Here is a 5312-nt window from a genome sequence, read left to right as displayed (position 1 = left end):
ACGCTGGACAGGCCATGCCTGCTCCGCACCCCGCGCCGCCCCCGGCGCCCGCTCCCCCGGCGCCCCTCGGCGGGCGTCCGCTGACACCCGTCGCCCGCCTGCTGCGGCTGTGCCTGCACGGGCTGCTGGCCGGGCTGCTCGTCCTCGCCGCCGGGCGCGCCTTCGCCGAGAACTCCCCCCACGCCGCCTGGACGGCCGCCGCCTGCGCCCTTCTCGCCGCCGTCTACGGCGCCGGGGTCCGGGCCCCGGCGGTCCACGCCTCGGCGCGCGCCGGGGCCGTCTGGCTAGGTGCGCTGGGCGCGGTGTGGGCGCTGCTGCTGGTGCTCTCCCCCGACGCGCTGTGGATCGCGTTCCCGCTGTACTTCCTCGAACTGCACCTGCTGCGGCTGCGCTGGGCCGTCGCCGCGGTCGCGCTGACGGCCTGCGCGGCCATCGCCTCGTTCGCCGCGCACAGCGGGACGCTCCGTCCCGGCGCCTTCCTCGGGCCGCTGCTCGGCGCGGCCGTGGCGGTCGCGACCGTCCTGGGCTACCAGGCCCTCTACCGGGAGAGCGAGCGCCGCCGCCGGCTGATCGAGGAGCTCATCGCGACCCGGGCCGAGCTCGCGGCCGCCGAGCGGGCCGCGGGCACCACCGCCGAGCGGGAGCGGCTCGCCCGGGAGATCCACGACACCCTCGCCCAGGGCCTGTCGTCCATCCAGCTCCTGCTGCGCGCCGCGGAGCGGGCGCTGCCCGGCGGCGACCCGGCGCTGGCGCCCGCCCTGGAGCACATCGGCCGGGCCCGGGCCGCCGCCCAGGAGAACCTCGCCGAGGCCCGCCGGTTCGTACGGGCCCTGACCCCGCCGGACCTGGAGCGCGGATCGCTGGCCGCCGCGCTGGAGCGGCTGTGCGCCGCGGCGCCGCACGCCCGCTTCTCGCTCAGCGGCACCCCGCGGGCGCTGCCCACCCCGTACGAGGTCGCGCTGCTGCGGATCGCGCAGTCGGCGCTGGCGAACGTCGTCCGCCACGCCGGGGCCGGGCGCGCCGAGATCACCCTGACCTTCATGGACGCCTCCGTGACGCTCGACGTCGTCGACGACGGGTCCGGATTCGACCCGGCCGGCGCCCCGCGCGGCGACGGCGGCTTCGGGCTGCCCGCCATGCGGGCGCGCGCCGAGTCGCTCGGAGGGCTGTTCACCGTGGAGTCGGCACCCGGGCAGGGCACCGCCGTCGCCGTCACGCTGCCGCTGCCCGCGGAGGCGGAGCCGCAGGCCGGGGGCACGACCGCCGGCCGCACCGACAGGGAGGTCCCCCGATGACGATCCGGCTGCTGCTGGCCGACGACCACCCGGTGGTGCGGGCCGGGCTGCGCGCGGTGCTGGACACCGAACCGGACTTCACGGTGGTCGCGGAGGCGGCGACGGCCGAGCGGGCCGTGGAGCTGGCGGCCTCGGAGCCGGTGGACGTCGTCCTGATGGACCTCCAGTTCGGCGCGGGCATGCACGGCTCGGCGGCGACGGCCGCGATCACGGCCCGGGCGGGCGCACCGCGGGTGCTGGTGCTGACCACGTACGACACGGACGCGGACATCCTCGCGGCCGTCGAGGCGGGCGCCTCCGGCTACCTGCTGAAGGACGCCCCGCCGGAGGAGCTCGCGGCGGCGGTGCGCACGGCCGCGGCGGGCCAGTCGGCGCTGGCGCCGGCGGTGGCGCTGCGGCTGATGGACCGGATGCGGACGCCCACGGAGGCGCTGACGAAGCGGGAGCTGGAGGTGCTGCAGCTGGTCGCCGACGGGCTGTCGAACCAGCAGATCTCCAAGCGGCTGTTCCTGAGCCAGGCCACGGTCAAGTCGCACCTGGTGCACGTGTACGCCAAGCTCGGCGTCGACTCCCGGACGGCGGCGGTGGCGACGGCGGCGTCCCGCCGCCTCATCCGGACGCCTTGGAAGGCGTCGGGCAGCTGACACAACGGCGTACACGGCGGTTTCTCAGGGCCTCGCCGTACCCAGCTCCCGCACGACCCGGGCAAGCGCGCGGACGGGGGCGAACTCGGTGTCGCTGCGCCAGACCAGGCCCCAACGCAGGCCCGGCCAGTCGTGAACGGGCAGGTAGACGATGTCGGGGCGGGCGTGGTACCGGGTGACGTGGGCGCCCAGGCTGGGGATGACGTCTCCGGCGCCGACCTGGGTGAACATGTCGTCCAGGCTCTTGATGACCGGGCTGTGGCGTTCGATCGGGCGGCCGCTGGGGGTGTGGAAGGGCGTGAAGGCGTCCGCCCAGTAGTCGGGTCCGGCCGGGCCCTGCCAGACCAGTTCGTGGTCGTGGGCGACGAGTGCCACCGAACCTGTCGTCCGAGAGCCGGACTTACTCCCTGCACGCCATGGCAGTGGGAGCGCGCAGCACCCGCGACCAGGGATCGGCAGCACCGGGCGCTACACGGGTCCCTGCAGGTAGACCCGGGTGTGGGAGACCCGAGAAGCGGCGGCAGTGAAGGCAATCGAGCGGGTGCTGCTGTGCACAGAGACCTGGAGGGTGCCGGGCGTGCTGCCGCCGGTGAGCTGGACGGAGCGTTCCGCTTCGGCCAGGACGCCCTGCAAACGGAGATCCGCCACGCCGGTGAACTCGATCCAGAAACGCAGCGTGTTGTACGCCTTCTGCACCCATTCCGGTTTGGGGTGCCGGGGAAGCTGCTGGGTTTCGAAACCGAACGTCACGGAGGTGTCCCGCTCGTCCACGTGCAGGTAGAAGAAGTGGCAGGTGTTCAGATCAGGTAGCGGCGTCGTGCCGTACAGGGTCCGCAGCTCCGGCCAGTCGATGGAATCTGCCATGTCACACACGCTCGTAGAAGGTGTTCGCGTACGCCGGAGGGACGGTCGGGTAGAGCTTCGTCTCAAGGGGCCGGGAGAAGTGGTGCTGCCCGCTGTCGCCGCCATCCGCGTCCCGCGTGAAGACACTGAACCTGCCTGCAAGAAGAGCCTCGTGCGACGTGAACGTGACAGCGACCCCGGGGGCTGCCACCTCCACCGAAAGCCGGTGCTCCGGCAGCGCGCGCATGGCCACGTTCGCCGTGACCGGCGGACGCCAGCCCTCCATCAGGAGGTCCCGCACGGCGGAGAACTGGATGTGGCATTGCATGGTGTCTCCTGGACCGCCCTCCCAGCGATCCGGAAAGGCAGGCAGGTCAAGCCGCATCGTGACGGTAGCGTCCCACCCGTCCAGGTGCACAGACCGCAGTCGAACATCCGTCAGATCCGGGACCTCGTCATAGAGGGACCGCAACCCCGGGTTCACCACGAAATCAGACCACGTCATGGTAGTAGTGTGCCTCCGCACCATCGGGGACACCGTTGCGGGTATCGTCCCCCGGCCGCACGTGTTCGTGCGGCGGCTGATACCCGGGCTGTCCCGGCTGTTGGTGACCAAACCACACCCCGGGGTGGACCGCCCCGGGGGTCGGGAACCCCGACACGGCGACGTGGGCCGCCGGGCCGGCGAAGGCGCCGGAGGACAGTGAGGCGACTGCGGCGGCCAGGGCGGTCGCGGCGGCCGCAAGGGCGGTGCGGAGGCTCGGACGGGGCATGGGGGCTCCTCGGGTGGCGGGGTGTCGGCCCCGCGGGCGGGGGGCCGTGCCTCCAGGGGACCCGGCCGGCGCGGGCGGCGTCATGCCGCGGGATCCCGGGGCTTGACGCCGGGCCGCGCCCCGTGCGCCGGTCAGGCCACCCAGTGGGGCCGCCCGATCGACGGGGTGAGCGGGACGCCGTCGTGGAACGCCGCCGCGAGGCGGCGCACCCCTTCCTCCAGCCGGTCCTCGGGCAGCGTGTACGGGATCCGCAGCCGGTGGGCGAAGGTGCCCGGGTCGACGCCGAAGCGGGCGCCGCGGCTGACGTACACCCCCGTCCCGGCGGCCCGCTCCGCCAGTGCGGAGGCGACCGGCTCGCCCAGGTCGATCCAGAGCGAGAGGCCGCCCGGCGGCACCCGCCAGGACCACTGCGGCGCGTGCCGCTCCAGGCAGCGTACGAGGGCGGCGCGGCGGGAGCGCAGCTGGGCGAGGCGTTCCGGCAGGGCGCCGTCAGCGCCGTCGAGGAAGGTTAGGGCGACCAGCTGGTCGAGGACGGAGCCGGTCATGTCCGCGGCGACCCGCACCGTGGCGAGCTCGTTGACGACCTTCTCCGCGGCCCGCACCCAGCCGACGCGTATGCCGCCCCAGTGCGTCTTGCTGAGCGAGCCGATCGTGATGACGTGGTCCGCGGCGCCGCGCGCGCCGAGCGAGGCCGTCGGGGCGGGGGCGGGCACGTCGAGGGCGATGTCGGCGACGGTCTCGTCGACGACGAGCCAGGCCCCGGCGGCGCGGGTCGCCGCAATCAGCCGCAGCCGCTGCTCGGGCGGCATCAGGGCGCCGGTCGGGTTGTGGAAGTCCGGGATCGTGTACGCCAGACGCGGCGCGGTCCTGCGCAGGGCCGACTCGGCGGCCTCCAGGTCCCAGCCGTCGTCGGAGACGGGCACCGGCCCCGTGCGCAGCCCGGCCTGCCGCAGGGCGTCGAGGGCGTTCGGATAGGTGGGGTTCTCGGCGAGGACCCGGTCGCCCGGCCGGCAGAGCAGGGCGGTGACCAGGCTGAGGGCCTGCTGGGCTCCGGAGGTGACGAGGATCTGCCCGGGCCTGGTGGGCAGGCCGCGGCGGGTGAACCGGGCGGCGACAGCGGCCCTCAGCTCGGGCAGGCCGAAGGGGTGGTAGCCGGGGTGGGCCGCGAACTCGGGCAGCCGCTGAGCGGCGCGCGCGAGGGCGTCGGCGAGGAGGCCGGCGGGGGCGCCCATGGCGGCGACGGCCAGGTCGACGGGCGGGCCGCCCGCGCCGTCGGGGTCGGCGGCGGCCGCGGCGAGGTGGAACCCGCCGACGGGCCCGTGGCCCTCGGGCAGCTCGGTCCACGTGCCGGAGCCGCGCCGGCTGCGGGCGTAGCCGCTGCCGCGCAGCAGGTCGTAGGCGGCGGTGACGGTGGCCCGGCTCGCACCGAGGGCCTCGGCGAGCTCCCGCTCCGCGGGCAGCCGGACGTGGAGCGGGATCCGGCCGTCGAGGACCAGGCTGCGCACCGCCTCGGCCAGCGCCCGGTAGCGGGGGCGGGCGCGGACGTCGGCGGGCAGGAGGGCCGCGAGGCGGCGGCTGCCGATCGTCCTGTCCGCCGTCCGGACCACTCGCCCGTCCGCCATGCCGTTCCCTGCCTCCCCCGGCGGCCGCGCCGATCGGGCCGATCAAGGTCCAGACTCGCCGGACGGGGCCACGGTTGGCAAGGAGGGGCCGCGTCCGGGGGCGGTCGGCGGGGCGGGGCGCGCCGCATGCCGGGC

General features: G+C 75.5%; 6 protein-coding genes. 2 read left to right on the top strand and 4 right to left on the bottom strand.

Features of this window, described 5'->3' with window-relative positions; all coding sequences use genetic code 11:
- Nucleotides 1-14: 14 nt before the first annotated feature.
- A complete protein-coding gene (locus tag EF903_RS28220) occupies nucleotides 15-1295 on the top strand; it encodes a sensor histidine kinase (protein ID WP_125547852.1) in 1281 nt (426 codons plus the stop codon).
- Entirely contained in the window at nucleotides 1292-1939 is a 648-nt protein-coding gene (locus EF903_RS28215) for a response regulator transcription factor (RefSeq protein WP_125547851.1), read from the top strand. Before EF903_RS28220 ends, EF903_RS28215 begins: the two co-directional genes overlap by 4 nt.
- Before the next feature lie 24 nt (nucleotides 1940-1963).
- Here EF903_RS28215 and EF903_RS28210 read toward each other — a convergent pair whose 3' ends face one another.
- The 4 genes from EF903_RS28210 to EF903_RS28195 all read right to left on the bottom strand — a co-directional run bounded on the left by EF903_RS28210 (nucleotide 1964) and on the right by EF903_RS28195 (nucleotide 5177).
- On the bottom strand, nucleotides 1964-2314 hold the full coding sequence (locus EF903_RS28210) for a hypothetical protein (RefSeq protein WP_125547850.1): 351 nt from the start codon (nucleotides 2312-2314) through the stop codon (nucleotides 1964-1966).
- Between the two features lie 93 nt (nucleotides 2315-2407).
- On the bottom strand, nucleotides 2408-2803 hold the full coding sequence (locus EF903_RS28205; protein ID WP_185902866.1) for an Imm50 family immunity protein: 396 nt from the start codon (nucleotides 2801-2803) through the stop codon (nucleotides 2408-2410).
- Between the two features lies 1 nt (nucleotide 2804).
- Nucleotides 2805-3287 carry an Imm50 family immunity protein gene (locus tag EF903_RS28200; protein WP_185902865.1) on the bottom strand — a complete coding sequence of 161 codons (483 nt, stop codon included), beginning with the start codon at nucleotides 3285-3287 and terminating at the stop codon, nucleotides 2805-2807.
- Nucleotides 3288-3686: 399 nt separating this feature from the next.
- Entirely contained in the window at nucleotides 3687-5177 is a 1491-nt protein-coding gene (locus EF903_RS28195) for a PLP-dependent aminotransferase family protein (RefSeq protein WP_125547847.1), read from the bottom strand.
- Between the last annotated feature and the right edge of the window lie 135 nt (nucleotides 5178-5312).

This window comes from Streptomyces sp. WAC05292 (genome assembly GCF_003949955.1).
GTDB classification, from domain to species: domain Bacteria; phylum Actinomycetota; class Actinomycetes; order Streptomycetales; family Streptomycetaceae; genus Streptomyces; species Streptomyces globosus.
This window is presented reverse-complemented; position numbering and strand designations above follow the sequence as displayed.

Excerpts from the sequence above, each read along its gene's own strand:
- EF903_RS28195 (WP_125547847.1), bottom strand. The coding sequence starts at position 5,177 with ATGGCGGACGGGCGAGTGGTCCGGACGGCGGACAGGACGATCGGCAGC.
- EF903_RS28220 (WP_125547852.1), top strand. The coding sequence starts at position 15 with ATGCCTGCTCCGCACCCCGCGCCGCCCCCGGCGCCCGCTCCCCCGGCG.
- EF903_RS28205 (WP_185902866.1), bottom strand. The coding sequence starts at position 2,803 with ATGGCAGATTCCATCGACTGGCCGGAGCTGCGGACCCTGTACGGCACG.
- EF903_RS28200 (WP_185902865.1), bottom strand. The coding sequence starts at position 3,287 with ATGACGTGGTCTGATTTCGTGGTGAACCCGGGGTTGCGGTCCCTCTAT.
- EF903_RS28215 (WP_125547851.1), top strand. The coding sequence starts at position 1,292 with ATGACGATCCGGCTGCTGCTGGCCGACGACCACCCGGTGGTGCGGGCC.